The sequence below is a fragment of the Pseudorhodoferax sp. Leaf265 genome, from assembly GCF_001422365.1.
GTDB lineage: Bacteria > Pseudomonadota > Gammaproteobacteria > Burkholderiales > Burkholderiaceae_C > Pseudorhodoferax.
Genome location: NZ_LMMT01000003.1, coordinates 162,523 through 188,067 on the forward strand (window position 1 = coordinate 162,523; position 25,545 = coordinate 188,067).

General features: G+C 70.2%; 21 protein-coding genes. 8 read left to right on the forward strand and 13 right to left on the reverse strand.

The features are described from left to right. Positions 1–74: 74 nt before the first annotated feature. Positions 75–1,502: an N-acetylmuramoyl-L-alanine amidase gene (locus ASF45_RS06060; RefSeq protein WP_056658654.1), complete on the reverse strand. Its 1,428-nt coding sequence runs from the start codon at positions 1,500–1,502 to the stop codon at positions 75–77. Continuing rightward, positions 1,499–2,053: a tRNA (adenosine(37)-N6)-threonylcarbamoyltransferase complex ATPase subunit type 1 TsaE gene (gene tsaE / locus ASF45_RS06065; protein ID WP_369802103.1), complete on the reverse strand. Its 555-nt coding sequence runs from the start codon at positions 2,051–2,053 to the stop codon at positions 1,499–1,501. Before tsaE ends, ASF45_RS06060 begins: the two co-directional genes overlap by 4 nt. Between tsaE and queG the strand changes: the two genes are divergently transcribed. After that, entirely contained in the window at positions 2,054–3,127 is a 1,074-nt protein-coding gene (gene queG, locus ASF45_RS06070; RefSeq protein WP_056658795.1) for a tRNA epoxyqueuosine(34) reductase QueG, read from the forward strand. Here the strand turns inward: queG and ASF45_RS06075 are convergent. Then, a complete protein-coding gene (locus ASF45_RS06075) occupies positions 3,118–4,152 on the reverse strand; it encodes an AraC family transcriptional regulator (protein WP_056658657.1) in 1,035 nt (344 codons plus the stop codon). The genes queG and ASF45_RS06075 overlap by 10 nt on opposite strands. 111 nt (positions 4,153–4,263) lie before the next feature. Here ASF45_RS06075 and ASF45_RS06080 point away from each other — a divergent pair, with 111 nt between their 5' ends. Beyond that, on the forward strand, positions 4,264–5,445 hold the full coding sequence (locus ASF45_RS06080) for an isovaleryl-CoA dehydrogenase (protein ID WP_056658798.1): 1,182 nt from the start codon (positions 4,264–4,266) through the stop codon (positions 5,443–5,445). A 2-nt stretch (positions 5,446–5,447) separates the two neighbouring features. After that, the gene (locus ASF45_RS06085) at positions 5,448–7,103 is read left to right on the forward strand and encodes an AMP-binding protein (protein WP_235580831.1); all 1,656 of its coding nucleotides are present in this window, start codon (positions 5,448–5,450) and stop codon (positions 7,101–7,103) included. A 3-nt stretch (positions 7,104–7,106) separates the two neighbouring features. On the opposite strand, the gene ASF45_RS06090 is transcribed toward ASF45_RS06085, so the two are convergent. After that, entirely contained in the window at positions 7,107–8,024 is a 918-nt protein-coding gene (locus ASF45_RS06090; protein ID WP_056658665.1) for an AEC family transporter, read from the reverse strand. Positions 8,025–8,186: 162 nt separating this feature from the next. Here ASF45_RS06090 and ASF45_RS36290 point away from each other — a divergent pair, with 162 nt between their 5' ends. Further along, entirely contained in the window at positions 8,187–9,149 is a 963-nt protein-coding gene (locus ASF45_RS36290; protein ID WP_056658671.1) for a tripartite tricarboxylate transporter substrate binding protein BugE, read from the forward strand. Next, entirely contained in the window at positions 9,146–10,072 is a 927-nt protein-coding gene (gene xerD / locus ASF45_RS36295) for a site-specific tyrosine recombinase XerD (RefSeq protein ID WP_369802101.1), read from the forward strand. The genes ASF45_RS36290 and xerD overlap by 4 nt, the downstream gene beginning before the upstream one ends. A 6-nt stretch (positions 10,073–10,078) precedes the next feature. Here the strand turns inward: xerD and ASF45_RS06105 are convergent, their stop codons facing one another. The 6 genes from ASF45_RS06105 to hemH form a co-directional block, all read right to left on the reverse strand. Continuing rightward, complete coding sequence (locus ASF45_RS06105) at positions 10,079–11,674, reverse strand: methyl-accepting chemotaxis protein (protein WP_056658674.1); 1,596 nt, start codon at positions 11,672–11,674, stop codon at positions 10,079–10,081. 214 nt (positions 11,675–11,888) lie between these two features. After that, on the reverse strand, positions 11,889–13,280 hold the full coding sequence (locus ASF45_RS06110; protein ID WP_056658677.1) for a sensor histidine kinase: 1,392 nt from the start codon (positions 13,278–13,280) through the stop codon (positions 11,889–11,891). Positions 13,281–13,282: 2 nt separating this feature from the next. Beyond that, the gene (locus tag ASF45_RS06115) at positions 13,283–13,972 is read right to left on the reverse strand and encodes a response regulator transcription factor (protein ID WP_056658684.1); all 690 of its coding nucleotides are present in this window, start codon (positions 13,970–13,972) and stop codon (positions 13,283–13,285) included. A 27-nt stretch (positions 13,973–13,999) separates the two neighbouring features. Beyond that, positions 14,000–15,523, reverse strand: a complete 1,524-nt coding sequence (locus ASF45_RS06120) for a tripartite tricarboxylate transporter permease (RefSeq protein WP_056658687.1) — start codon at positions 15,521–15,523, stop codon at positions 14,000–14,002. A 185-nt stretch (positions 15,524–15,708) separates the two neighbouring features. Further along, complete coding sequence (locus ASF45_RS06125; protein ID WP_056658690.1) at positions 15,709–16,155, reverse strand: tripartite tricarboxylate transporter TctB family protein; 447 nt, start codon at positions 16,153–16,155, stop codon at positions 15,709–15,711. Between the two features lie 104 nt (positions 16,156–16,259). Next, on the reverse strand, positions 16,260–17,312 hold the full coding sequence (hemH, locus tag ASF45_RS06130; RefSeq protein WP_056658692.1) for a ferrochelatase: 1,053 nt from the start codon (positions 17,310–17,312) through the stop codon (positions 16,260–16,262). 20 nt (positions 17,313–17,332) lie between these two features. Here hemH and ASF45_RS06135 point away from each other — a divergent pair, with 20 nt between their 5' ends. Beyond that, positions 17,333–18,025 carry an HAD family hydrolase gene (locus ASF45_RS06135; RefSeq protein ID WP_056658696.1) on the forward strand — a complete coding sequence of 231 codons (693 nt, stop codon included), beginning with the start codon at positions 17,333–17,335 and terminating at the stop codon, positions 18,023–18,025. Here the strand turns inward: ASF45_RS06135 and hpnE are convergent. The 3 genes from hpnE to hpnC are packed head-to-tail and all read right to left on the reverse strand — an operon-like array spanning position 18,018 to position 20,984. Next, entirely contained in the window at positions 18,018–19,265 is a 1,248-nt protein-coding gene (hpnE, locus tag ASF45_RS06140) for a hydroxysqualene dehydroxylase HpnE (RefSeq protein WP_056658699.1), read from the reverse strand. The two genes, ASF45_RS06135 and hpnE, sit on opposite strands and share 8 nt — an antisense overlap. Beyond that, a complete protein-coding gene (gene hpnD, locus ASF45_RS06145; RefSeq protein ID WP_056658702.1) occupies positions 19,262–20,107 on the reverse strand; it encodes a presqualene diphosphate synthase HpnD in 846 nt (281 codons plus the stop codon). The genes hpnE and hpnD overlap by 4 nt, the downstream gene beginning before the upstream one ends. A gap of 28 nt (positions 20,108–20,135) precedes the next feature. Continuing rightward, positions 20,136–20,984: a squalene synthase HpnC gene (gene hpnC, locus ASF45_RS06150; protein WP_056658705.1), complete on the reverse strand. Its 849-nt coding sequence runs from the start codon at positions 20,982–20,984 to the stop codon at positions 20,136–20,138. A 156-nt stretch (positions 20,985–21,140) separates the two neighbouring features. On the opposite strand from hpnC, the gene ASF45_RS06155 reads away from it, so the two are divergent. Then, positions 21,141–22,304: an efflux RND transporter periplasmic adaptor subunit gene (locus tag ASF45_RS06155; RefSeq protein ID WP_056658707.1), complete on the forward strand. Its 1,164-nt coding sequence runs from the start codon at positions 21,141–21,143 to the stop codon at positions 22,302–22,304. 7 nt (positions 22,305–22,311) lie between these two features. After that, the gene (locus tag ASF45_RS06160) at positions 22,312–25,509 is read left to right on the forward strand and encodes an efflux RND transporter permease subunit (protein ID WP_056658710.1); all 3,198 of its coding nucleotides are present in this window, start codon (positions 22,312–22,314) and stop codon (positions 25,507–25,509) included. The last annotated feature ends 36 nt before the right edge of the window (positions 25,510–25,545 follow it).

The window sequence follows — 25,545 nt, forward strand, 5'->3', positions numbered from 1 at the left end:
TGTCTGCACTGTAGGAGGGCGAGGGGCCGGGGCCTGTAGGCGGCGGCCGGCGCGGCGTGTGGGGCCGCGCCAGATCAGACGGTGCGGTTGCGCGCCAGCGGCGGGTTCTTCGCGAAGTAGCCGCGGATGCCGCGCATGATCGCGTCCGCCAGGTCGTCCTGGTAGTCGTCGGTGCGCAGGCGCGATTCCTCTTCGGGATTGCTGATGAAGGCCGTCTCCACCAGAACGCTCGGGATGTCCGGTGCCTTCAGCACCGCAAAGCCGGCCTGCTCCACGCGCGGCTTGTGCAGGCGGGCCATGCCGCCGATCTCGCCGAGCACGGCGCTGCCGAGCTTCAGGCTGTCGTTGATCTGCGCCGTGGTGCTCATGTCCAGCAGCATGCGCTGCACATGCTGGTCCTTGGCCTGCACGTTCACGCCGCCGATCAGGTCGGCCTGGTTCTCCTTGTCGGCCAGCCAGCGCGCGGCCGTGCTGGTGGCGCCGCGCTGGCTCAGCGCGAACACGCTGGCGCCGCGCGCGGCCGGCGTCGTGAAGGCATCGGCATGGATGCTGATGAACAGGTCGGCCTGCACGTTGCGCGCCTTCTGCACGCGCGTCTGCAGCGGCACGAAGAAATCGGCGTCGCGCGTGAGGAAGGCGCGCATCGGGTTGCCGTTGACGCTGGAGGCGTTGATGCGCTCGCGCAGCTTGTGCGCCACGCGCAGCACGATGTCCTTTTCGCGCGTGCCCTTGGGGCCGATGGCGCCCGGGTCCTCGCCGCCATGGCCGGGGTCCAGCGCGACGATGATCAGGCGGTCGGTGCGGCTCGGTGCCGGGGCCGGTGCCTTGGCCGGACGCGGCGGCGCCTTCTCGGGCGCGGCGGCCAGCGTGCCGTGCGGCAGCTCCGGCGAGGGCGGGCGCGCCGTGCTGTCCGGGCCGGGCAGGGGCAAGACCCGCCCGGGGGGAGGCGACTCGCGCAGTTCCGGGCCCGTGGTGGCGCCGGGGCCGGTGTGGCGCGCGATGAGGTCGTCCAGTGGGTCGGCCGCGGGCGCCTTGCCGGCATCCACGTCGCGCAGCCGCTCGCTGATCAGGGCCTGCAGTGGGTCTTCCTTCTCGGCGGGGTACAGGTCCAGCACCAGGCGGTTCTGGTAGGCCGCCACCGGCTTGAGCGTGAACACCTGCGGCACGGCCGGACGCTTCAGGTCGATCACGAGCCGCACCACACCGGGCTGGTTCTGGCCCACGCGGATGCGTTCGATGTTGGGGTCGTCGGGCCGCACGCGGCCCACCAGTTCGCGCAGCGCGGCATCCAGGTCGATGCCCTCGATGTCCACCGCCAGGCGTGGCGGGTCGGCCACGAAGATCTGCTTGGTGGTCAGGGGCACGTCGGACTCGATGGTCACGCGCGAATAGTCGGGCGCGGGCCAGACGCGCACGGCGACGATGCCGGCGCCGCGCGCCGCATGGGTCACGCCCAGCAGCAGCACCAGCGCGCCGTGGCCGAGCAGGCGGCGGCGTTTCATGTCTTGAGGTTCTCCAGGAGTCCGAGCCCGCGCGGCGTGCGGGCCGCGACCTGCACGTCGCGGCCGTCGTCGGCCTGCGCCGTGATCGTGATGGCCAGGTCGGCCGGCGGCAGCAGCGCGCCGGCCTTCTCGGGCCACTCGGCGAGCTTCAGGCCGGGGCTCGCGAAGATGTCGCGAAAGCCCGCGTCCTCCCACTCGCGCGGATCGTCGAAGCGGTAGAAGTCGAAGTGCCAGATCGCCAGCGGCGGCTGGCGGGTCTCCACGGCATGCGGCTCCACCACGGCGTAGGTCGGGCTCTTGACGCGGCCCTGCACGCCGAGGGCGCGCAGCAGGTGCCGCACCAGCGTGGTCTTGCCCGCGCCCAGGTCGCCGTGCAGCGTGACGAAGGCGTCCTGGGTCGCTGGCTGCGCGGCCAGGCGCGCGGCGAACGCCGCCGTCGCGGCTTCGTCGGGCCAGTGCAACACCAGGGAGGAGGAGGCCGCATCCTGCGCACCAGCCGCCGGGGATGGTGCGGTTTCTACAATCGGCGGGTGACGGCTGCTGTGGTTCAGATCGATGCTCTCCGGCTGGTGTCCCGCATCAGGGACTGGGCCAGCGCGCTCGGATTCTCCCAAATCGGCATTGCCCCTGTGGATTTGTCGTCGGCCGAACCGGGTTTTGCGGCCTGGCTCGCGGCCGGCTTCCATGGCGAGATGGACTACATGGCCCGCCACGGCATGAAGCGAGCCCGCCCGGCCGAACTGGTCGTGGGCACGCTGAGCGTGCTGACCGCACGCATGGACTATTTGCCGCAGGACACGCCGCCCGACTGGCAGGCCGCGGAATTCGCGCGGCTGGCGCGGCCCGGCGAGGCCATCGTCTCGGTCTACGCGCGGGGCCGCGACTACCACAAGGTGCTGCGCACGCGGCTGCAGAAGCTGGCCGAGCGCATCGCCCAAGAGGTCGGTCCCCTGGGCTCGCGCGTGTTCACCGATTCGGCGCCCGTGCTGGAGGCCGAACTCGCCGCGCGCAGCGGCCAGGGCTGGCGCGGCAAGCACACGCTGGTGCTGAACCGCACGGGCGGCTCCATGTTCTTCCTGGGCGAGATCTACCTGGACATCGCGCTGCCGGTCAGCGCGCCGGTGACGGCCCATTGCGGCGAGTGCCAGGCCTGCATCGACGTGTGTCCCACGGGCGCCATCGTCGGCCCGCAGCGCCTGGACGCGCGGCGTTGCATCTCTTACCTGACCATCGAACACGCCGGCCCGATTCCGTTGCCGTTGCGCCCCTTGCTGGCCAACCGCATCTACGGTTGCGACGACTGCCAGCTGGCCTGCCCCTGGAACAAGTTCGCGGGCCGCGCGGCCTTGCCCGACTTCGATGCGCGCGACGGCCTGGCCGGCAGCGCACTGGCCGCGTTGTTCGGCTGGAGCGAGGATGAGTTCCTGCGCCGCACCGAGGGCAGCGCGATCCGCCGCATCGGCCACGAGCGCTGGCTGCGCAACATCGCGGTGGCGCTCGGCAATGCGCTGCGTCAGGCGCCGGCCGACGAACGGGCGCCGCTGCGCGCCGCGTTGCAGGCGCGCGCCGGACACGCCAGCGCGCTGGTGCGCGAACACGTGGCCTGGGCCCTGGCTCAGGGCTGAGCCGGCGCGTGCGCCTGCCGGTACGCGCCCGGCGCCATGCCGGTCCACTGCCGGAACGCGCGCGCGAAGCTCTTCTCGTTGCGAAAGCCCACGCTGAGCGCGATCTGTTTGACCGAGCGCTGGGTGCGGCGCAACTGCTCCACGGCCTGCTCGTGCCGTACCTGGTCCTTGAGCCCCTGCAGCGACAGGCCCTCGGCCTGCAGTTGGCGGTGCAGCGTGCGCGTGGACACGTGCAGCAGGCCGGCCAGCGCATCGGCCGTGCCGGCCTCGCTGCGCGCGCGCAGCAGCTCGCGCACGCGCTGGCCCAGCAGCCGGTCGCGCCGGTACTGCAGCACCGTGAGCGGCAAGGCGCGCCGCAGCATGGTGCGCAACGCGCGCTCGTCGCGCACCAGCGGCAGGCCGAGGTAGGCCGCGTCGAAGCGGTAGCCGGCCTCGCGCGCGCCGAAGCGGATGGCGCCGCCGAACATCAGCGGATAGGCATCGGCATGCGCGGGCGTGGGGAACGGGAAGCTGGCCTCCTGCAGCGAGACGCGCGAGTCGATGGCCCAGCTCGCATAGCCGTGCACGAAGCGCAGGCAGGAGACCAGACAGAACTCGCGCATGGCGCCCAGGTCGCGCTGCTCCTCGATCCACAGCCGTGCGCTGCCGCCCTCGACCTGCAGGTGCAGCAGCACGTCGTCCACCAGCAGCCGGTGGTGCCGGCACCAGCGCGCCAGTGCCACGCCCAGGTTGGGGGAGGTCAACGAGGCGCGGCACAGCATGCCGTAGCTGCCCCAGGGCAGGCGCCGGCCGAACCAGCCCAGGGCTTCGTCGTCGAGCTCCTGCATGGCGTGCGCGTTGAGCGCCTCGAACTGCGCGGCTGTCACGCGCGCGCCGCTCTGCTGCAGATCGCGCGGCGCGATCTGTGCCGCGCGCAGGGCCGCGGCCGGATCCAGCCCGCGCTGTGCATAGGCCTGCACGATGGCTTGGACGAAGGCCATCGGCGTGGCGGCGCGGGCGGGCGGCGGGGCGAGCGGGGAAGGCATGGCAGCAGGCGAGGGGCGTGGCGCAATCTGCAACCATTGTGGCGTCAAATGGCCGCCGGGCCGGCGTAAGCTGTCGCGCTGCGACCCAACCCCCTTCAGGAGACTGCACCCATGCCCGCCACACAACTGCCCGGCCTCGACTTCGATCTCGGCGAAACCATCGACGCGCTGCGCGACGCCGTCGCCGACTTCTGCGCCGCCGAAATCGCCCCGCGCGCGGCCGCCATCGACAGCGAGAACCAGTTCCCCAAAGACCTGTGGGCCAAGCTCGGCAGCCTGGGCCTGCACGGCATGACGGTCAAGGAGGAGTACGGCGGCACCGAGCTCGGTTACCTGGCCCACATCGTGGCCATGGAGGAGGTCTCGCGCGCATCCGCGTCGGTGGGCCTGTCCTACGGCGCGCACTCCAACCTGTGCGTGAACCAGATCCACCGCAACGGCAGCGCCGCGCAAAAGGCCAAGTACCTGCCCAAGCTCGTCAGCGGCGAGCACGTGGGCGCGCTGGCCATGAGCGAGCCCAATGCCGGTTCGGACGTGGTCAGCATGAAGCTCAAGGCCGAGAAGAAGGACGGCTACTACGTGCTCAACGGCGGCAAGATGTGGATCACCAACGGCGGCGACGCCGACACGCTGGTCATCTACGCGAAGACCGAACCCGAGATGGGCGCGCGCGGCATGACGGCCTTCATCGTCGAGAAGGGCTTCAAGGGTTTTTCCGCCGGCAACAAGCTCGACAAGCTGGGCATGCGCGGCTCCAACACCTTCCCGCTGTTCTTCGACAACTGCGAGGTGCCCGAGGCCAACGTGCTGGGCGGCGAGGGCATGGGCGCCAAGGTGCTCATGAGCGGGCTGGACTACGAGCGTGCCGTGCTGTCCGGCGGCCCGCTGGGCATCATGGCCGCCTGCATGGACGCGGTGATCCCCTACGTGCACGAGCGCAAGCAGTTCGGCCAGGCCATCGGCGAGTTCCAGCTCATGCAGGGCAAGATCGCCGACATGTACAGCACCTGGCAGGCCACGCGCGCCTATGTCTATGCCGTGGGCAAGGCCTGCGACCGCAACGACCACGCGCGCAGCTTCCGCAAGGATGCGGCCGGCGCCATCCTGTACTCGGCCGAGAAGGCCACCTGGATGGCCGGCGAGGCGATCCAGACGCTGGGTGGCGTGGGCTACACCAAGGACTTCCCGGTCGAGCGCCTGTGGCGCGACGCCAAGCTCTACGAGATCGGTGCGGGCACGAGCGAGATCCGCCGCATGCTGATCGGCCGCGAGCTGTTCTCCGAGACCGTCTGAACGTGGACAGCTACGCGAAAGGCGCCACCACGCCCGCGCTGATCGAGCAGACGATTGGCGACTGCTTCGACGCCATGGCCGCACGCCAGCCCGGTGCGCTGGCCCTGGTCAGCCGCCACGAGGGCGTGCGCAAGACCTATGGCGAACTGCAGGCCGAGGCCCACCGCCTGGCCAGCGCGCTGCTGCGCTCGGGCCTGGTGCCGGGCGACCGGATCGGCATCTGGTCGCACAACAACGCGGCCTGGCTGCTCATGCAGCTGGCCACGGCCAAGGCCGGCCTGGTGCTCGTCAACATCAACCCGGCCTACCGCACGGCCGAGCTCGAATACGCGCTGAACAAGGTCGGCTGCCGCGCCATCGTGGCCATGGCGCGCTTCAAGACCAGCGACTACCTGGGCATGCTGCGCGAACTGGACGGCAAGCTGCCGCAGCTCGAGCGCACCTACTGGATCGACCGTGTCGGCGAGGGCGCGGACGAGCCCGGCATGACGCGCTTTTCAAGCCTGCTGGCCTCGGGCGATGCCGCGGACCCGCGCGTGTCCGAGGTGCAGCGCGGTCTCAAGAACACCGACCCGATCAACATCCAGTTCACGAGCGGCACCACGGGATTTCCCAAGGGCGCGACGCTGACCCACCGCAACATCCTGAACAACGGCTTCTTCATCGGCGAGTGCATGCGGCTCACGCCCTCTGACCGCCTGTGCATCCCGGTGCCGCTGTACCACTGCTTCGGCATGGTGCTCGGAAACCTGGCTTGCCTCACGCATGGCAGCGCCATCGTCTACCCGAACGACGGCTTCGATCCGCTCACCGTGCTCGAGGCCGTGCAGGCCGAACGCTGCACGGGCCTGCACGGCGTGCCCACCATGTTCATCGCCGAGCTGGACCACCCGCGCTTCGCGGAGTTCGACCTGTCCTCGCTGCGCACCGGCATCATGGCCGGCTCGCCGTGTCCGATCGAGGTCATGAAGCGTGTGGTCGAGCAGATGCACCTGTCGGAGATCACGATCGCCTACGGCATGACCGAGACCAGCCCGGTCAGCTGCCAAAGCTCGACCGACACGCCGCTGGCCAAGCGCGTGTCCACGGTCGGCCAGGTGCAGCCGCACCTGGAGGTCAAGATCGTCGACCCGGCCAGCGGCGCCCTGGTGCCGCGAGGCCTGTCGGGCGAGCTCTGCACGCGCGGTTACTCCGTCATGCACGGCTACTGGGGCGACGTGGAGAAGACGCGCGAGGCCATCGACGCCGAGGGCTGGATGCACACCGGCGACCTCGCGACCATGGACGAGGAGGGCTACGTCAACATCGTCGGCCGCATCAAGGACATGGTGATCCGCGGCGGCGAAAACATCTACCCGCGCGAGATCGAGGAGTTCCTGTACCGCCATCCGCAGGTGCAGGACGTGCAGGTGGTCGGCCTGCCCGATGCGCGCTACGGCGAGGAGCTGTGCGCCTGGATCATCGCCAAGCCTGGCCAGGCCTTGAGCGAGGAGTCCGTGCGCGAATTCTGCAAGGGCAAGATCGCGCACTACAAGGTGCCGCGCTACATCCGTTTCGTCGCCGAGTTCCCGATGACGGTGACCGGCAAGATCCAGAAGTTCCGGATCCGCGAGGTCATGAGCGACGAGCTGCAGCTGCGCGCCGACAGGACGGCCTGAGCCTCAAGGGAGCAGCGGCCGCAGGATGCCCAGCGCATACGGCAGGCTCATCATGCCGGCCAGCGTGGACAGCGTGACGAGCCCCGCCACGTAAGGCCCGTTGTAGCCCATGCGCGCGGCCAGCACGTAGCAGCTGGACGCCGTGGGCAGGGCCGAGAAGATCAGCAGCACCGTGGCCTGCACCGGCGGCAGCCGGAGCAGCAGCACCACCCCCAGCGCCACGAGCGGCAGCAGCAGGTGGCGGATGGCCAGCAGGCCCACGCCCAGCGCCTTGGCCCGCGCGAGCGGCCCGAACTGCATGCCGGCGCCGGCCGCCATCAGGCCCATGGCCACCGAGGAGGCGCCGATGCGCGTGGCCGTGGGTTCGATCCACTCCGGGATGCGCAGGCCCGCGAGGTTGGCCGCCAGGCCGGTGGCCGTGGCCACGATCAACGGGTTGCGCAGCAGCTCTCGCCCGAAGTTCGCGCTGGCGCCGCGCGCCATGGGCCAGACGGCTGCGATGTTGAAGATCGGCACGCAGACCGCGATCAGCACGGCCATGGTCAGCGCGCCCGGCGCGCCGGCCAGCCGCTCTGCCAGCGGCAGCGCGATGAAGGAGTTGAAGCGGAACGCGATCTGCGCGGCGCCCGCATGCTCGCGCCGATCCACATGCTTCGCCAGGCCCGGCCAGTGCGGCAGGCTGTAGGACAGTGCGATGCCGCAGGCCGCAAGCAGCAGGCCGGCCAGGATCAGGTCCGAGGTGGCGGCCAGGTCGATGCGCGAGCGCAGCACCGACTGGAACAGCAGCACCGGGAACAGCACGTAGTAGACGAGCTTCTCGACCTGGGCCCAGACCTCGCGGTTCATGGGCGTGTAGCGGCACAACAGGAAGCCGATCAGGATCAGCGAGAAATCGGGAAGCAGCAGTTGCGCGTAGTTCACGGGGCTGGACGCACAGCGGCGCAGGTCGGCGCCCGAGAATACCAGCGGTGCACAAGGGCATGCCCGGGGACGGCCGGGCCGGGGCCACTCCTATAATTTTTCGGGGCCTGGCCACAAGCCGGCCACCTGCCACCGATCCACCCTCAGCGGAGAACTCCCCCGATGCAACGCCGTTCCGTTTTCACCCTGGCCCTGTTGGCCGCTGCCAGCTCGGCCTTTGCCCAGTCCTATCCGAACAAGCCGGTCAAGCTGGTCGTGCCGTTCGCGCCGGGCGGCACGACGGACATCATCGCGCGTGTCATCGCCGAGCCGCTGGGCAGGGTCCTGGGCCAGCCCGTGGTGGTGGACAACAAGAGCGGCGGCGGCGGCATCATCGGCGCTTCCGAGACGGCGCGCTCGGCGGCCGACGGCTACTCGCTGGGCGTGGCCACGGTCTCGACCACGGCTGCCAATCCGGCCATCAATCCCAAGACGCCGTACAACCCGCTGACCGACTTCACGCCCATCATCAACATCGCGGCCACGCCCAACATCATCGCGGTGAACCCCACGTTCGCGGGCAAGGACTACAAGAGCTTCGTCGCCGAACTCAAGAAGTCGCCGGGCAAGTACTCGTACTCGTCTTCTGGCACGGGCGGCATCGGCCACCTGCAGATGGAGCTGTACAAGAACATGGCGGGCGTGTTCGTCACCCACATCCCCTACCGCGGTGCGGGTCCGGCGCTGAACGACACGGTGGCCGGCCAGGTGCCCATGATCTTCGACAACCTGCCGTCCACGCTGCCCTTCGTGCAGAGCAAGCGGCTGGTGCCCATCGTCGTGGCCGCGCCGCAGCGCGTCGCTGCGCTGCCCGACGTACCGACCTTCAAGGAAGTCGGCCTGGAGCCCGTGAACCGCATGGCCTACTACGGCATCGTCGGGCCCAAGAACCTGCCCAAGGACATCGTCGACAAGATCAATGCGGGCGTGCGCAAGGCACTGGAGGACCCGGCCGTGCGCAAGCGCATCGAGGACACGGGCTCGCTCATCATCGGCAATTCGCCCGAGGAATTCGCCGCGCAGATCAAGGCCGAGTTCGACGTCTACAAGAAGGTCGTGGAGACCTCCAAGCTGACGCTGGAGTGAACGCGCCGCCACCAGCGGTGCTGACCGAGAGCCAGGGCCGCATCGACGCCTTCGTCGATGCGCTGTGGCTGGAGCAGGGCCTGGCGCGCAACACGCTGGCCGCCTACCGGCAGGACCTCGCCCTGTATGCGCAATGGCTGGCCGAACGCGGCAGCAGCCTGGACGCCACGCGCGAGATGGACCTGCAAGCCTACTTCGCGGCCCGCCACAAGGGCACCAAGGCCACCACGGCCAACCGCCGGCTCACGGTGTTCAAGCGCTACTTCCGCTGGGCACTGCGCGAGCGGGCCATCACGGCCGACCCCACGCTCAAGCTGCAATCGGCGCGCCAGCCGCTGCGCGTGCCCAAGACCATGACCGAGGCCCAGGTCGAGGCCTTGCTGGCCGCCCCCGACGTGCAGACCCCGCTGGGCGTGCGCGACCGCGCCATGCTGGAGCTGCTCTACGCCAGCGGACTGCGCGTGAGCGAGCTCGTCAGCCTGCGCACCTTCCAGATCGGTCTCAACGAGGGCGTGCTGCGCGTGACCGGCAAGGGCAACAAGGAGCGGCTGGTGCCGTTCGGCGAACTCGCGCAGGAGTGGCTGGAGCGCTACCTCGAGGAGGCCCGGCCCGCGCTGCTGGACGGGCGCCAGAGCGAAGACCTGTTCGTGACCACGCGCGGCGCCCAGGCCGGCAGCGCCATGTCGCGCGTGATGTTCTGGGGCCTGGTCAAGCGCTATGCGCAGGCCGCCGGCGTCGCCGTGGCGCCGTCGCCGCACACGCTGCGCCATGCCTTTGCCACGCACCTGCTGAACCATGGCGCCGACCTGCGCGCGGTGCAGATGCTGCTGGGCCACGCGGACATCTCCACCACCACGATCTACACCCACGTGGCGCGCGAGCGGCTGCACGCGCTGCACGCGCGGCACCACCCGCGCGGCTGAGCAGGTTCAGACCGTGAGCGCGCGCTGCGCCGTGGCGCCAGCGCCGGCCGGCAGCTGGAACACGCCGACCGCGTCCACCATGCGCCCGACCTGGGCGTTCAGGCTGTCGGCCGCCGCGGCGGACTGCTCCACCAGCGCGGCGTTTTGCTGCGTTACCTGGTCGAGCTGGTTGACGGCACCGCTGACCTGGCCGATGCCGGCGGTTTGCTCGTGGCTGGCGGCACTGATTTCGGAGATCAGGTCGGCCACGCGCTGGACCTGCTTGACGATGTCGCCCATGGCGGCGCCGGCCGCATCGGCCTGCGTGGTGCCGACCTCGGCCATCTTCACGCTCTCGCCGATCAGGCCCTTGATCTCCTTGGCGGCCTGGGCCGAGCGGCCGGCCAGGCTGCGCACCTCGGTGGCCACGACGGCGAAGCCGCGGCCCTGGTCGCCCGCGCGCGCCGCTTCCACGGCAGCATTGAGCGCCAGGATGTTGGTCTGGAAAGCGATGCCGTCGATCAGGCCGATGATCTCGCTGACCTTGCGCGAACCGCCCGAGATCGCGTCCATGGTGCCGACCACCTGGCCGACCACGGCGCCGCCTTGCTGGGCCGCCGCTGCGGCAGCGGTGGCGAGCTGCGCGGCCTGGCGCGCGGTCTCGGCATTGGACTGCACGGTGGAGCCGATCTGCTCCATCGAGGCCGCCGTCTGCTGCAGGTTGCTGGCCTGCTCCTCGGTGCGCTGGCTCAGGTCCTGGTTGCCCGCTGCGATTTCGCCGGCGCCGGTGGCGATCGAGTCGCTGCTGTGGCGCACGGTGGAGACGACGCGGATCAGGTTGTCGTTCATGTCGCGCAGCGCGGCCAGCAGCTGGCCGGTCTCGTCCTTGCCGCGGACCTCGATGCGCGAGGTCAGGTCGCCGGCGGAGACCGTCCGCGCGATGCGCACGGCTTCGGAGATCGGCACCGTGATGCTGCGCGTGATCCACCAGGCCGCCAGCAGGCCCAGCGCCACACCGGCGGCGCACAGAGCCAGCATCAGCGTGCGGGCGCGGGCGTAAGCCGTCTGCGCTTCTTCCGCCGCTTCGTTGTTGGCCTTCTCCTCAGAGTCGGACAGCTCACCCAGCGCTTCGTACCAGGCCTGCATCGGGCCATCGACCTGGGTGCCGAGGAAGCGGGCCGCTTCGTCGGTCATGTCCGTGCGGCCCAGCTCGACCACCTTGCTGACGAGCGGCACGGCCGTGGTCTTCAGCGTGGCGATCTTGGCGAAGAGTTCCTTCTCGTGCGCGGTGGTGTCCGGCCGCTCGAACATCGCCGCCAGTTCCTTCTCGGCCGCTTCGTAGCGCTGGCGGGCCTGCGTGATGCCCTCGATGGCCACGCGCTTGCGCACGCCGTCGTACAGCACGATGTCGCGGCTGCGCTGCGCTACCTGGCTGACCGCACTGCGCATGGCGCCGGCCAGGTTGGACTCCCTGTTGTTGACCGACACGATGTCGTCCAGCCGGTCCTGGACCTGGGCCATGGACACCAGCCCCAGGACGGCGACGCCCACCAGCAATAGCACCACCAGCCCGAAGCCGCATGCCAGGCGCGTGCCGAGTTTGAGATTCTTCAGGACGTTCATGCAGTTTCCGTCATGGTCGAGATGCTCTTTCCGTCGTTGGGAGGAAGGCACGCGGTCCCGCGTGGCGGGGGTGCGTGGCGATGTGCGCGGCCGAATGTAGGCGCATGCAGCGGCTCGGCCGGGCACCACACAGTCCATTCGGCGGCCACTTGTAACCGGTCGTCACATCGGGTCCTACATGGGGCGGGACGGCTTGGCGCCCCTGCCCGCCGGCTCAGGCGCGCGGCAGCGTCACGCTGGCATGCAGGCCGCGGCCGTCCTCGCCGCTGTCCAGGCGCAGCTCGGAGCCCAGCAGCTGTGCATAGCGCGCCACGATGGACAGGCCGAGCCCTGCGCCCTGGCCCAGCTTCTCACCGTCGCGGCCCTGGGCCCAGCGCTGCATGAGGGCCTGGCGCGCCGTGGCCGGGATGCCGGGGCCGTCGTCGACCACGGCCAGCACGCAGGCGTCGCGCTCGGGCGTCTCCTGCAGCGCGATGGTCAGCGTGCGGCCGCCGTAGCGCAGTGCGTTGTCGACCAGGTTGTCCAGGATGCCTTCGACGAGTGCCGCGTCGGCCCAGACCGTGAAGTCCTCGTCGCCGGCCTCGTCCAGGCCGCGCGCACCCAGGTCGACGCCGCGCGCGTCGGCCTTGTCCAGGTGGCGCACGATGGTCTGGCCCACCAGCGGCCCCAGCGCCAGGCGTTCGCGCTGGAGCACCAGTTCACCCTCGTCGGCCAGGGCCAGGTCCAGCAGCTGGTTGACGAGCCGGCCGGCGCGCTCGGCGCTGGTGGCGATCTGCTGCAGCTGCTGGCGCGAGACCGCCGTGCCGGGATGCGCCAGGCCATAGTCGGCCAGCGCGCGGATGCCGGCCAGCGGCGTGCGCAGTTCGTGCGCCACGTTGCCGGCGAACTCGCGCTGCGCGCGCACATTGCGGCCCAGGCGTTCGAACAAGGCGTTGACGGCCTGGCCGACCTCGTCGATTTCCTGCGTCGACGGGGCCAGCGGCACGGGCGAAAGGTCGTTGGCGTCGCGGTGCGCGAGCGCGGCCTGCAGCTGGCTCAGCGGCGCCAGATCGCGCTGGATGCCGCGCCACAGCCAGATGGCCAGCAGGCCCAGCAGCAACAGCAGCGGCAGCGCGCCGAAGACCAGGAGGCGCTGCACCAGCGCACCGCGGATGCGCGTGGTGTGGGCCATGACCACGTGGTAGTCCACGCCGTCTACGCCATGGCGCAGCACCACGGCGCGCACGGGCTGGTTCTGGTACAGGCTGTCGCTGTAGAGATGGCCTTCGGCCTGGCTGGGCAGCGGCATCGGCGGCAGCGGCTCGCCGGCCAGGCGCGTGCCATCGGGCCGCAGCACGCTGAAGTACACGGTCTCGGCCTGGTCGAACAGCGCGGCCGTGAGCTCGCTCGTGGTCAGGCGCAGCACCACCTGGCCGTCGGGTGCGGGGCCGACCTGCGAGGCGATGGAGTAGGCGTCGTCGAGCAGCGCGCGGTCGAAGGCCTGCTCGGTGAAATGGCTGGCCACGCCCAGCGTGGCGACGGTGCCGATCAGCCAGGTCAGCACCAGCGGCAGCATCACGTGCTGCAGCATGCGGATGCGCAGCGAGCGCGCAGCCGCAGCGGGCATGCTCAAGCCTCGGGCTCCAGCAGGTAGCCGATGCCGCGCAGCGTGCGGATGGCCGCGCCGCTGCCCACGAGCTTCTTGCGCAGGCGCGAGATGAAGGCCTCCAGCGCGTTGTCGCCCAGCGCGTCGTCGAAGCCCGAGAGCTTGTCGGACAGCGTGCGCTTGTTCACCGCATGGCCGGGCGGGCTCATGAGTTCCCACAGCACCTCGAACTCGCGCGCGGGCAGGTCCAGCGGTTCGCCGGCCACGCTGAAGCGGCGCGCGCGGCGGTCCAGCTGCAACTGGCCCAGCGTCGCCAGGTCGTCGCTGCCGATGGCGCGGCGCACCAGGGCGCGCAGGCGGGCCTCGACCTCGGCCAGGTCGAAGGGCTTGCCCAGGTAGTCGTCGGCGCCGGCGTCCAGGCCGGCGATGCGCTCCTCGGTGCGGTTGCGCGCGGTGAGCACCAGCACCGGCGTGCGGTCGCCGCGCGCGCGCGCCTCGCGCAGCACCGCCAGGCCAGAGCCCATGGTGCTGCCGGGGCGCACGTGCTGCGGCAGGTTCAGGTCCAGCAGCACGGCGTCGAACGGCTGCACGCGCCACAGGTGGGCGGCGTCCTCCACGCTCTCGGCCGGGTCGACGCGGTGGCCCGCGTGTTCCAGGCTGCGCGACATCACCTCGCGCAGCACGGCATCGTCTTCAACCAGCAGGATTCGCATGGGGCGCGAGGCTAGCAGATGCGGCGTTCATACGGCCTGCTCCGCCAGCTCCAGCTGGCGCTTGGAGCGCAGCGTCGCGCGCACGGTGGACCAGACCGCCCACAGCAGCAGCAAGAGCGTGAAGCCCAGCAGGCCCGCGCTGATCGGCCGGTCGATGAAGACCATGGGGTCGCCACGCGAGAGCAGCAGCGAGCGGCGCAGGTTCTCCTCCAGCATCGGCCCCAGGATGTAGCCCAGCAGCAGCGGCGCGGGCTCGAAGCGCAGCACCATCAGCGCATAGCCCATGATGCCCAGCGCGGCGACCGAGAAAATGTCGAAGGTGTTGTTGTTGACGCTGTACACGCCCAGCGCCACGAACACCAGGATGGCCGGGTACATCCACGCGAACGGGATGCGCAGCAGCGCCACCCACAGGCCGATGGTCGGCAGGTTCAGCACCACCAGCATGATGTTGCCGATCGCGAAGCTGACCACCAGGCCCCAGAACAGCTGCGGCTGCTCGGTGATGAGCATGGGGCCGGGCTGGATGCCGTGGATGATCAGCGCGCCCAGCATCACGGCCATGACCGCGTCGCCCGGGATGCCCAGCGACAGCGAGGGCACGAAGGCCGTCTGCGCGGCGGCGTTGTTGGCCGACTCGGGCGCCGTGATGCCTTCGATGGCACCGTGGCCGAAGCGGCTCGGGTCCTTGGCGACCTTCTTCTCGATCGCATAGGACATGAAGGCCGCGATCGACGGGCCCACGCCGGGCAGCGCGCCGAGCGCAGAGCCCAGCGCCGAGCCACGCGCCATGGGCTTGATCGTCGCCTTGAAGTCCTCCTTGGTCGGCACCATGGAGCGCAGCGTGACCTTGTCGGGCCGGCGTGCGGTGTCGGCCGAGTTGATGCAGCGCACCACTTCGGCCACGCCGAACAGGCCCATGGCCAGCGCGATCAGGTTGATGCCGTCCATGAGCTCGGGCACGTCGAACGAGAAGCGCGCGACGCCAGAGTTGACGTCGGTGCCCACCATGCCCAGCAGCAGGCCGAATACCACCATGGCCAGGCCCTTGGCGGCCGAGCCCGTGCTCATGGACGAGGCGGCGACCAGGCCCAGCACCATCATGGAGAAGAACTCGGCCGGGCCGAACTTCAGGCCGATCTCGGAGATCGCGGGCGAGAACAGCACCAGCAGCACCAGGCCCGACATCGCACCGGCGAGCGAGGCGATGGTGGTGACGAACAAGGCCACGCCGGCCTTGCCGTTCTTGGCCATGGGGTAGCCGTCCAGGCAGGTCACGGCCGAGGACGGCGTGCCGGGCAGGTTGAGCAGGATGGAGGCGGTTGAGCCACCGTACTGCGCACCGTAGTAGACGCCGGCCAGCATGATGATGGCCGACGTGGGCGGCATGTGGTAGGTCAGCGGCAGCAGCAGCGAGATGGCGGCCAGCGCGCCGATACCGGGCAGCACGCCGACCACGGTGCCCAGCAGCACGCCGCCGAAGCAGTAGAGCAAGGTGATGGGCTCGGCGGCGACTTGCAGGCCGAGCCAGAGGTTCGAAAGTAGTTCCATCGTTCAGTTGTCCATTGCGCTGGGCGTCATTCGCAGTGCGCCCAGGTGTTCTGCAGGCAGGTTCGGAAGGTCGCGGAGCAGGCCATGCGGGTGCACCCGCGGGACCGGCTTTGCCGGACCGCCGGGTGCGCCCCTGGAGGGGGATCGGGTGGCTACACGAAGCGAGCCAGCCAAACGGGGTGGTCTCATGAACTCCAGGGCCACAGCGGCAGGATCATCTGCAGACCCACAGGAAAGATCAGCGTGGTGAGCAGCGCGACCACGGCGCAGACCGTCAGCCGCGTGCGCAGCACCATCGTGGACGGCACCAGCGAGAGCAATGCCGCGAAGAACGAGGACAGCACCACGCCCAGCGGGTGCAGCGTGAAGGCGAAGGCCAGCAGCGCGGCGATGCACCACAGCAGGTTGTTCCACTGCACGGTGATGCCGGTGCCGCGCCGCCACCAGGCGGGCAGGGCGACCAGAAGGCCCAGCACGGCCAGGGTCCAGCCCAGCACGACGGGGAAGTAGCCGGGGCCCATGCGGGCGGCGTCGCCGAAGGTGTAGCGCTGGCCGTACAGCGCGAAGAAGATGCCGGCGGCGGTCATCAGCAGTCCGCCGACCAGGTCGTGGATGTCTCGGGTGGTTTTCATGAAGACAGGGGAGCACGCGGCCCCGAAGTGGATCGGGCCGGCACGCGCTCGCGCACCGGCGCAGCCACGCAGAAGGCGCGGCTGTGCGGCGAGCGTAAGAAGCGCTAACTGACGGCTGGCTGATCCGCCTGGCCGGCCCGGGTATTCCAGCCGCTCAGGTGGCGCTCAGCGAGGTCGGTCAGGGCCTGGGCCCAGGCCGGGCTGTCGTTCAGGCAGGGGATGTAGCTGAAGGTCTCGCCGCCGGACGCGAGGAAGGCCTCGCGCGCCTCCATGTTGATCTCTTCCAGCGTCTCCAGGCAGTCCACCGGAAAGCCCGGGCACATCACGTCGATGCGCTTGGTGCCTTGCTGGGCGAGTGCGCGCAGCGTGGGCTCGGTGTAGGGCTCCAGCCACTTGGCGCGGCCGAAACGCGACTGGAAGCTCAGGCGATATTGCTGCTCCGTGAGGCCCAGCCTGCGTGCGAGCAGCCGGGCCGTGGCCTGGCATTGCGCCTGGTAGGGGTCGCCCAGCGCGATGTTGCGGGCGGGGATGCCGTGGAAGCTCATGAGCAGCAGTTCGCCGCGGCCGTGTTGGGCCCAGTGGCGCTCCACGCTGTCGGCCAGCGCCGCGATGTAGCCGGCGTCGTCGTGGTAGTCGTTGACGAAACGGAACTCAGGCAGACGGCGCTGGCGCCGGCTCCAGGCGCCGACGGCATCGAGCACGCTGGCGGTGGTGGTGCCCGAGTACTGCGGGTAGGCCTGCAGCACGAGCAGCCGCGTGACGCCCTCGGCAACCAGCGCGTCGAGCTGCGCTGCGATGGCGGGCTGGCCATAGCGCATCGCGTAGTGCACGCCCACGCGGTGGCCGCGTTCGGCCAGCAGGCTGCGCAGGCCCCCGGTCTGCTGCTCGGTCCAGACCTTCAGCGCCGAGCCCTGCGGCGTCCAGACGCTCGCGTACTTCGCAGCCGACTTGGCCGGGCGCACGCGCAGGATGATGCCGTGCAGGATGGGCCACCAGGCGAGCCTGGGGATCTCCACCACGCGCGGGTCGGACAAGAACTCGGCCAGGTAGCGCCGCACGGCGGGGGCCGTGGGGGCATCGGGGGTGCCGAGGTTGCAGTACAGGACGGCGGTCTTGCCAGAGGCGTCTGAGGTGGTGGGCGCGGGGCGAAAGGGCATTGCGCTATTCTCGGCGACCCATGCTGCAGACCCACAAAGTCCGGGCCATCACGCTCGACCTGGACGACACCCTTTGGCCGATCTGGCCCACCATCGCCAAGGCCGAGAAGGCGCTCGGCGCCTGGTTCACCGACAACGCACCGGCCACCGGCCAGTTCTGGAGCGATGCCGAGCGGCGCCGCCTGCTGCGCGAGCAGGTCATGCAGGAGCACGAACACCTGGTGCACGACATGGCCTTCCTGCGGCGCGAGTCGATCCGGCGCGCGCTTGCGCAGGCCGGCGACGACGAGGCGCTGGCCACCACGGCCTTCGATGTGTTCATCGCCGTGCGCCACGAGGTCGAGCTCTACGAGGATGCGCTCGAAGCGCTCGAATTCCTGGCTTCGCGCTTTCCGCTCGTGGCCGTGTCCAACGGCAATGCCGACCTGGGCCGCATCGGCCTCATGCCGCATTTCCGCGCGGCCTTCAGCGCCGCGAGCTTCGGCGTGGGCAAGCCCGACGCGCGCATCTTCCTGGCCGCGGCCGAGGCCGCCGGCGTGCCGGCCGAGGCCGTGCTGCACGTGGGCGACGATGCGCTGCTCGACGTGCTGGGCGCGCATGCCGTGGGCATGCAGACGGCATGGATCAACCGCGGCGAGCACCCGTGGACGCAGACGGTGCAGCCGCACGCGAGCCTGAGGGACCTGCGCGAACTCTGCGCCCTGTTCAGCTGATCCCGGCCAGGGCGTCGCGCGCGCTGCGCACCGCGCCCTCGATGGTGCCGGGGTAGGGGCCGGCCACGTACTCGCCGCAGGCCGCCAGGCCCGGCGCGATCTGCAGGCCGGGCCGCTCCAGGCCCGGGGTGCAGGCGAAGGTGGCGCGCTTTTCCACGATGGTGACGACAGGTTGCAGGTCGGGCAGGCCCAGCTGCGCGCGGCCCTGGGCGATGACCTGCTGCTGCAGCGCCTCGCGCGTGCCGCGGCTCACGCTCACGACGAAGGCCAGCAGGCCGTCCTCTCCCAGGTGGCGGCGGTCGAACACGAACTGGGCGGGCGTGCCCGTCAGCGCCATCATGGGCCGTGGCAGACGTGTGGCGCTCGTGGCGTAGACCGTGGTGATGGGCTCGAACTGCAGTGCGTTGGCCTGCGCCAGCCAGGCGTCGGCAGCGCAGTCGGTGGTGCGCACCAGGCGTGCGGCTTCCCAGGACGGGCAGGCCAGCAGCACGCGGTCGAAGGCCTGGCCATCGACGCGCCACTGCCTGCCGTCGCGGGCCAGTGCGTTCACGCGCGTGCCCAACTGCACGGACTGACCGCGCGCCTGCAGCCAGGCAATCGCCGGCTCAGGGAACAGTGCGCCGAGCGGCCGGCGCGGGATCAGCATGTTGGAGCCGCCGCGCCCACCCATCAGCGAGTCGCGCAGCACGCGCAGGAACACGCCGGCACTGGCTTGTCTGGCAGCGGTGTTCAGGGCCGACAGGCACAGCGGCTCGACGAAGGTCTGTTGCACGCGCGCTGGCAGGCTGGCGCAGAGCTCGGCCACCGTGGTCTGCGGCGCGCAGCGAAAGCCCGCCAGCTGCCAGCGCGTGGTGGCGGCCAGCAGGGCGGCCTTGTCGCGCCAGCCAAGCCCACGCGCGCCCAGGATGCCGGCCAGCGCGTCCCAGGGCGGGGCGCGGTCGGGCAGGGCGATGCCGCTGCCGTCGGGCAGGCGCAGATCCAGCGGCAGGCGCAGCAGGGACTGCACGGGGTCCACGCCGACGGCGCGCATGAGCGCCAGCGTCTCGGTGTAGGCGCCGATCATGATGTGCTGGCCGTTGTCCAGCGTGAGCGTGCGGCCGTCATGCGCCTGCACCACGCTGCGCGCGCGGCCGCCGGCATGGCGGGCAGCTTCGAAGACGGCGACCTGGTGGCCGGACTCGGTGGCGTGGACGGCGGCGGCCAGGCCGGCCCAGCCGGCGCCGACGATGGCGAGGTTCACAGCCTGCCTAGAGCTTGAACCTTCCACGCCAGCCAGAACTTGCGCAGCGGCGTGAGGCTGATGCGCTGGTCCAGCACGGCGAAGTTGTCGCGCTCGATCTCGCGCAGGAGCGTGCGGTAGATGCTGGCCATCATGAGTCCGGGCTTCTGCGCGCGCCAGTCGGCCGCCGGCAGCAGCGCCAGTGCCTGGTCGTACAGGCCATGGGCGCGCTCGGCCTGGAAGCGCATCAACGCGACGAAGCGCTCGGAATGCACGCGGTTCAGCAGCTCGTGGGCCTTGACGTCGAAGCGCTGCAGCTCGTCGATGGGCAGGTAGATGCGCCCGCGCATGGCGTCCTCGCCCACGTCGCGGATGATGTTGGTCAACTGGAAGGCCAGGCCCAGCGTATGCGCGTACTGCGTGGTGGCGTCCTGCGTCTGGCCGAAGATGCGCGCCGAGACTTCGCCGACCACGCCGGCCACCAGGTGGCAGTAGCGCTGCAGGCCGGGGAAGTCCAGGTAGCGCGTCTGCTCCAGGTCCATCTGGCAGCCCTCGATGACGGCCTGCAGATGGCGCTGCGCGATGCCAAACTCCGGCGCGAGCGGCATCAGCGCCCGCATCACGGGGTGGCTGGGCTGGCCGGCGTAGGCCTTGGCGACCTCGGCCTGCCACCAGGCCAGCTTGGTGCGCGCGACGGCGGGGTCGCTGACCTCGTCGACGACGTCGTCGACCTCGCGGCAGAAGGCGTAGAACGCGGTGATGGCCGCACGGCGCGGCTTGGGAAGGAACAGGAAGGCGTAGTAGAAGCTGCTGCCCGAGGCCGCGGCCTTTTGCTGCACGTACTGTTCCGGTGTCGTTGTCATGGGGCGGGATTGTCCTCGGACTGGTCGTTCATCCATGCATGCGCCAGGCACGCCATAGAAGTCGGGGCCCATCCGTCCTGTGGAGTTTGGGGCGCTCGCGCCAGCTGGCATGGTCCAGTGCGGCGATCTTGTCCAGGATGGCCAGGCCGCCCTGGACCACGAGGCGCAGCTCCCAGCCCATGCGGCCGGGTACGCGGTGCACCAGCGGCGCACCTTCCAGCATCAGTGCGCGCGCCCACTGCACCTGCTCGGCCACCAGCGCGCGCACCGGGGCGGCCTGGGTCGTGCCGTGGGCGGCGCAGCGGTCCTGCGGCAGGTAGTAGCGCCCGCGCGGCAGGTCCACGCTCAGGTCCTGCCAGAAGTTGATGAGCTGCAGCGCGTTGCAGATGGCGTCGCTCTGGTGCAAGGCCGCGCGGTCGTGGATGCCGTACAGGTGCAGCACCAGCCGGCCGACCGGCGCGGCAGAGCGGCTGCAGTAGTCCAGCAACTCGGCGCGGTCGGCGTAACCGGCGCCGGCATCGGTCTTGCGGACGTCCTGCATGAAGGCGTCCAGCAGGTCGTCCAGCGGGGCGAAGGGCAAGCTGTGCCGGGCCCGGGCCTGCTCCAGCGGGGCGAACACGCCCGGCCAGCGGCCGGACAGCGGCTGCCCTGCATAGAGCGCGGCCAGGTCGGCACGGTAGCGCGCCAGGCTCTGCAGCCGCTCGGGCGCGTCGGCATCCCCTTCGTCGGCGATGTCATCGCCGGTGCGCGCGAACCAATAGATGGCCGCGACGGCAGGGCGCAGTGCCGGTGGACAGAGCCACGAGGCGACGGGAAAATTCTCGTAATGTGTAACGTCCGGCGCAACAGCCGGTGTACTTTGAAGCCTTGGGCGCATGTGCGCGCGATTTTCGCTGTGTTTTCCGCGCCAATCTGGACGTGGGCTTGGTTGACAATGCGCAAGCAATTCTCCTAGATTACTAACCCATCAGTCAGTAGTGGGCCTGGGGAGCGGCGGTGTGCGGGCCTCCAGGGCGCTTTTCGGGGCTTCCCAATGTCAAACCAGCCGAGGCGCGTGCGCCGTTTTTCCTGGCCGTGCGCGGCTGTCCTGCTCCTGGCGGCGGCGTTGGCGGGCTGCAGCAAGCCGCCGGCCGAGCCCGAACCGGTGCGCTCCGTCAAGTTGCTGACGGTGGCGCCCGCGGCGTCGACTTTCGGCATGGAGTTCGCGGGCGAGGTGCGCCCGCGGATCGAGTCCCGCCTGGGCTTCCGGGTGGCCGGCAAGATCGTGCGCCGCAACGTGGATCTGGGGCAGACCGTGCGCGTGGGCCAGTTGCTGGCCGAGCTGGATGCGCAGGATCTGCGCCTGGCCGCCGATGCCGCGCGCGCCCAGGTCGCCGCTGCCCAGACCAACCGCGACCTGGCCCTGGCCGACCAGAAGCGCTACAAGGAGTTGCGCAGCCAGAACTTCATCAGCGGCGCCGAACTGGAGCGCCGCGAGTCGGCCTACCAGGCGGCCCAGGCCCAGCTGGACCAGGCCAAGGCCCAGCTGTCGGCCCAGGGCAACCAGACCGGTTATGCGCGGTTGGTGGCCGACGTGGCCGGCGTGGTGACCGGCATCGAGGCCGAGCCGGGCCAGGTGGTGGCCGCCGGCACCCCGGTGGTGCGGCTGGCGCAGAGCGGCGTGCGCGACGTGGTGTTCTCGGTGCCGGAGGACCGCGTGGCGGCCATGGCGGTGGGCTCGCCGGTCGAGGTGCGGTTGTGGAACTCGGACGACACGCTGTCGGGCCGCGTGCGCGAGGTGGCGGCCAGTGCCGATGCGGCCACGCGCACCTTCCAGGTCAAGGTGGCGCTGGACACCAAGACACCGCCGCCCCTGGGCACCACGGTCACCGTATCGCCCAAGGCCCTGGGCAGCGGCGGCGTGCCCGTCATCAAGCTGCCGACCAGTGCATTGCGCCAGGACGCCGGCACCGGCCAGACCTCGGTGCTGGTGCTCGACGAGGCCAGCATGACGGTGCGCGCGCAGCCCGTGACCATTGCCACGGCGGATGGCAACGATGCCGTGATCAGCGCCGGCGTGCAGCCCGGCATGCGCGTGGTGGCCGCGGGCGTGCACGTGCTTACGCCGGGCCAGAAGGTCACGGTCTACCAGCCACGGGTGGGCGGCGACAAGGCCAACGCCCCCGCCGCGGCCGCCGCTGCCTCCTCACCGCGCTGAGTCGACGATGAGCGAACCGAACTCCCTGGACCAGCCCAAGGCTGGCTTCAATCTCTCGCGCTGGGCGCTCGACCACCCGGCGCTGACGCGCTACCTGATGGTGGTGCTGATGCTGCTGGGCTTTGCCGCCTATTTCCAGCTGGGGCAGGACGAGGACCCGCCGTTCACGTTCCGCGCCATGGTCATGCGCACCTACTGGCCCGGCGCCACGGCGCAGCAGGTGGCCGAGCAGGTGACCGACAAGCTGGAGCGCACGCTGCAGGAGGTGCCGTACGCGTTCCGCATCCGCAGCTACTCCAAGCCCGGCGAGTCGCAGATCATCTTCGAGCTCAAGGACAACTCGCCGCCCAAGGACGTGGCCAACCTCTGGTACGTGGTGCGCAAGAAGATCGGCGACATGCGCTACACGCTGCCGCAGAGCGTGCAGGGGCCGTTCTTCAACGACGACTTCGGCGATGTCTACGGCGTGATCTATGCGCTGTCGGCCGACGGCTTCAGCTACGCCGAGCTCAAGACCTTTGCCGACGACGCGCGGCAGACGCTGCTGCGCGTGCCCGATGTGGCCAAGGTCGAGCTGTTCGGCGTGCAGGACGAGAAGGTCTACATCGAGGTCTCGCAGCGCCGGCTGGCGCAGCTGGGGCTGGACTTCTCGCAGGTGCTGGACCAGCTGGGCCAGCAGAACGCCGTGGCCAGCGCCGGCGCCATCCAGACGCCGCTGGACGTGCTGCAGGTGCGCGTGACGGGCCAGTTCGGCGCCGTCGAGCAGCTGCGCGACATGCCCATCCGCGGGCCTTCGGGCGCGCAGCTGCGCCTGGGCGACATCGCCGAGGTGCGGCGCGGCTACGTCGACCCGCCGGGCGTGAAGGTGCGCCACGACGGGCGCGAGGTCATCGCGCTGGGCGTGTCCATGACCAAGGGCGGCGACATCATCCGCCTGGGCAAGGCGCTCAAGACGGCCTTCGTCGACATCGAGAAGGGCTTGCCGGCCGGCGTGCAGCTGGCGCAGGTGCAGGACCAGCCCAGCGCCGTCTCCAACTCGGTCAACGAGTTCGTCAAGGTGCTGATCGAGGCCGTGGTCATCGTGCTGGCCGTGAGCTTCATCGCGTTGGGCTTCCACCGCCGGCCCGGCGAGCATGGCCTGCTGCGCCGCTACTACATCGACATCCGGCCGGGCCTGGTGGTGGGCATCACCATCCCGCTGGTGCTGGCCGTGACCTTCCTGGCCATGTGGTACTGGGGCATCGGCCTGCACAAGATCTCGCTGGGCTCGCTGATCATCGCGCTGGGCCTGCTGGTGGACGACGCCATCATTGCGGTGGAGATGATGGTGCGCAAGATGGAGGAGGGCTACGACAAGGTGCGTGCCGCCACCTTCGCCTACGAGATCACCGCCATGCCCATGCTCACGGGCACGCTGATCACGGCCGTGGGGTTTTTGCCCATCGGGATCGCCAAGTCGGTCACCGGCGAATACACCTTCGCGATCTTCGCGGTGACCGTGATCGCACTGGTGCTGAGCTGGTTCGTCTCGGTCTACTTCGTGCCCTACCTGGGCACGCTGCTGCTCAAAGCCCAGCCGCACCATGGCGAAGGGGCGGAACATGGCCAGCCGCACGAGATGTTCGACTCGGGCTTCTACAACGCCTTCCGCAAGTCCGTGAACTGGTGCGTGGCGCACCGCTGGCTGACCATCCTGGCCACCATCGGAGTGTTCGTGCTGGGCATCGTGGGCATGGGCAAGGTGCAGCAGCAGTTCTTCCCCGATTCGAGCCGGCCCGAGATCCTGGTGGACCTGTGGCTGCCCGAAGGCTCCTCGTTCGCCGCGAACGAGGCGGTAGCCAGGCGCGTCGAGCAGCGGCTGCAGCAGGAGCAGGGCGTGCGCTCGGTCACGCTGTGGATCGGCTCGGGCGTGCCGCGCTTCTACTTGCCGCTGGACCAGGTGTTCCCGCAGACCAACGTGTCGCAGTTCATCGTGCTGACCGACTCGGTGCCGGTGCGCGAGCGCCTGCGCGTGGCCCTGCCCAAGCTGCTGGCCGAGGAGTTCCCCGAGGTGCGCGGCCGCGTCAAGCTGCTGCCCAACGGGCCGCCGGTGCCGTACCCGGTGCAGTTCCGCGTGGTCGGTGGCGATCCGCAACTGCTGCGCCTGCGTGCCGACGAGGTCAAGGCCGCGATGCGCGAGAGCCCGAACACGCGCGGTGTCAACGATAACTGGAACGAATCCGTGAAGACCGTACGGCTGGAGATCGACCAGACCAAGGCCCGCGCGCTGGGCGTGACCAGCCAGTCCATCGCGCAGACCGCCAACATCGCGCTGACCGGCACGACGGTGGGGCAGTTCCGCGAGTACGACAAGCTGATCGACATCGTGCTGCGCCAGCCGGCCAGCGAGCGTGCGCTGATCACCAACATCGTCAACGCCTATGTGCCGACGGCCTCGGGCCGGTCGATCCCGCTCACGCAGATCGCCACGCCGGTGTTCAGCTGGGAGCCCGGCGTGATGTGGCGCGAGAACCGCGACTACGCCATCACCGTGCAGAGCGATGTGGTGGAAGGCCTGCAGGGCGCCACCGTGACCGACGAGCTGCTGCCCAAGCTGCGTGCGTTGGAGGCCCAATGGAAGCAGCAGGGCCCGGGCGGCTACGCCGTGCAGGTCTCGGGCGCCGTGGAGGAAAGCAGCCGCGGCTCCTCGTCGATCGCGGCCGGCGTTCCCATCATGCTGTTCCTGACCTTCACGCTGCTGATGCTGCAGCTGCAAAGCTTCAGCCGCTCGGTGCTGGTGTTCCTGACCGGCCCGCTGGGCATCGCCGGCGTGGCCGGCGCGCTGCTGGTGCTGAACCGGCCGTTCGGCTTCGTCGCGCTGCTGGGCGTGATCGCGCTGATGGGCATGATCCAGCGCAACTCGGTGATCCTGATCGACCAGATCGAGCAGGACCGCGCGCGCGGCGTGCCGGCCTGGGACGCCATCGTCGAGTCGGCCGTGCGCCGGCTGCGCCCCATCGTGCTGACCGCGCTGGCGGCCGTGCTGGCCATGATCCCGCTGTCGCGCTCGGTGTTCTGGGGTCCGATGGCGGTGGCGATCATGGGTGGCCTGATCGTCGCCACGGTGCTCACGCTGCTGTCGCTGCCGGCGATGTATGCGGCCTGGTTCCGCGTGAAGAAGCCCACCGACGAGGAGCGCGCGCTGGCGCCGGCACCGGGCGTTTGAGAGGCGCCGGCCAGCCGGGAAAGCCGGCCCGCGCAA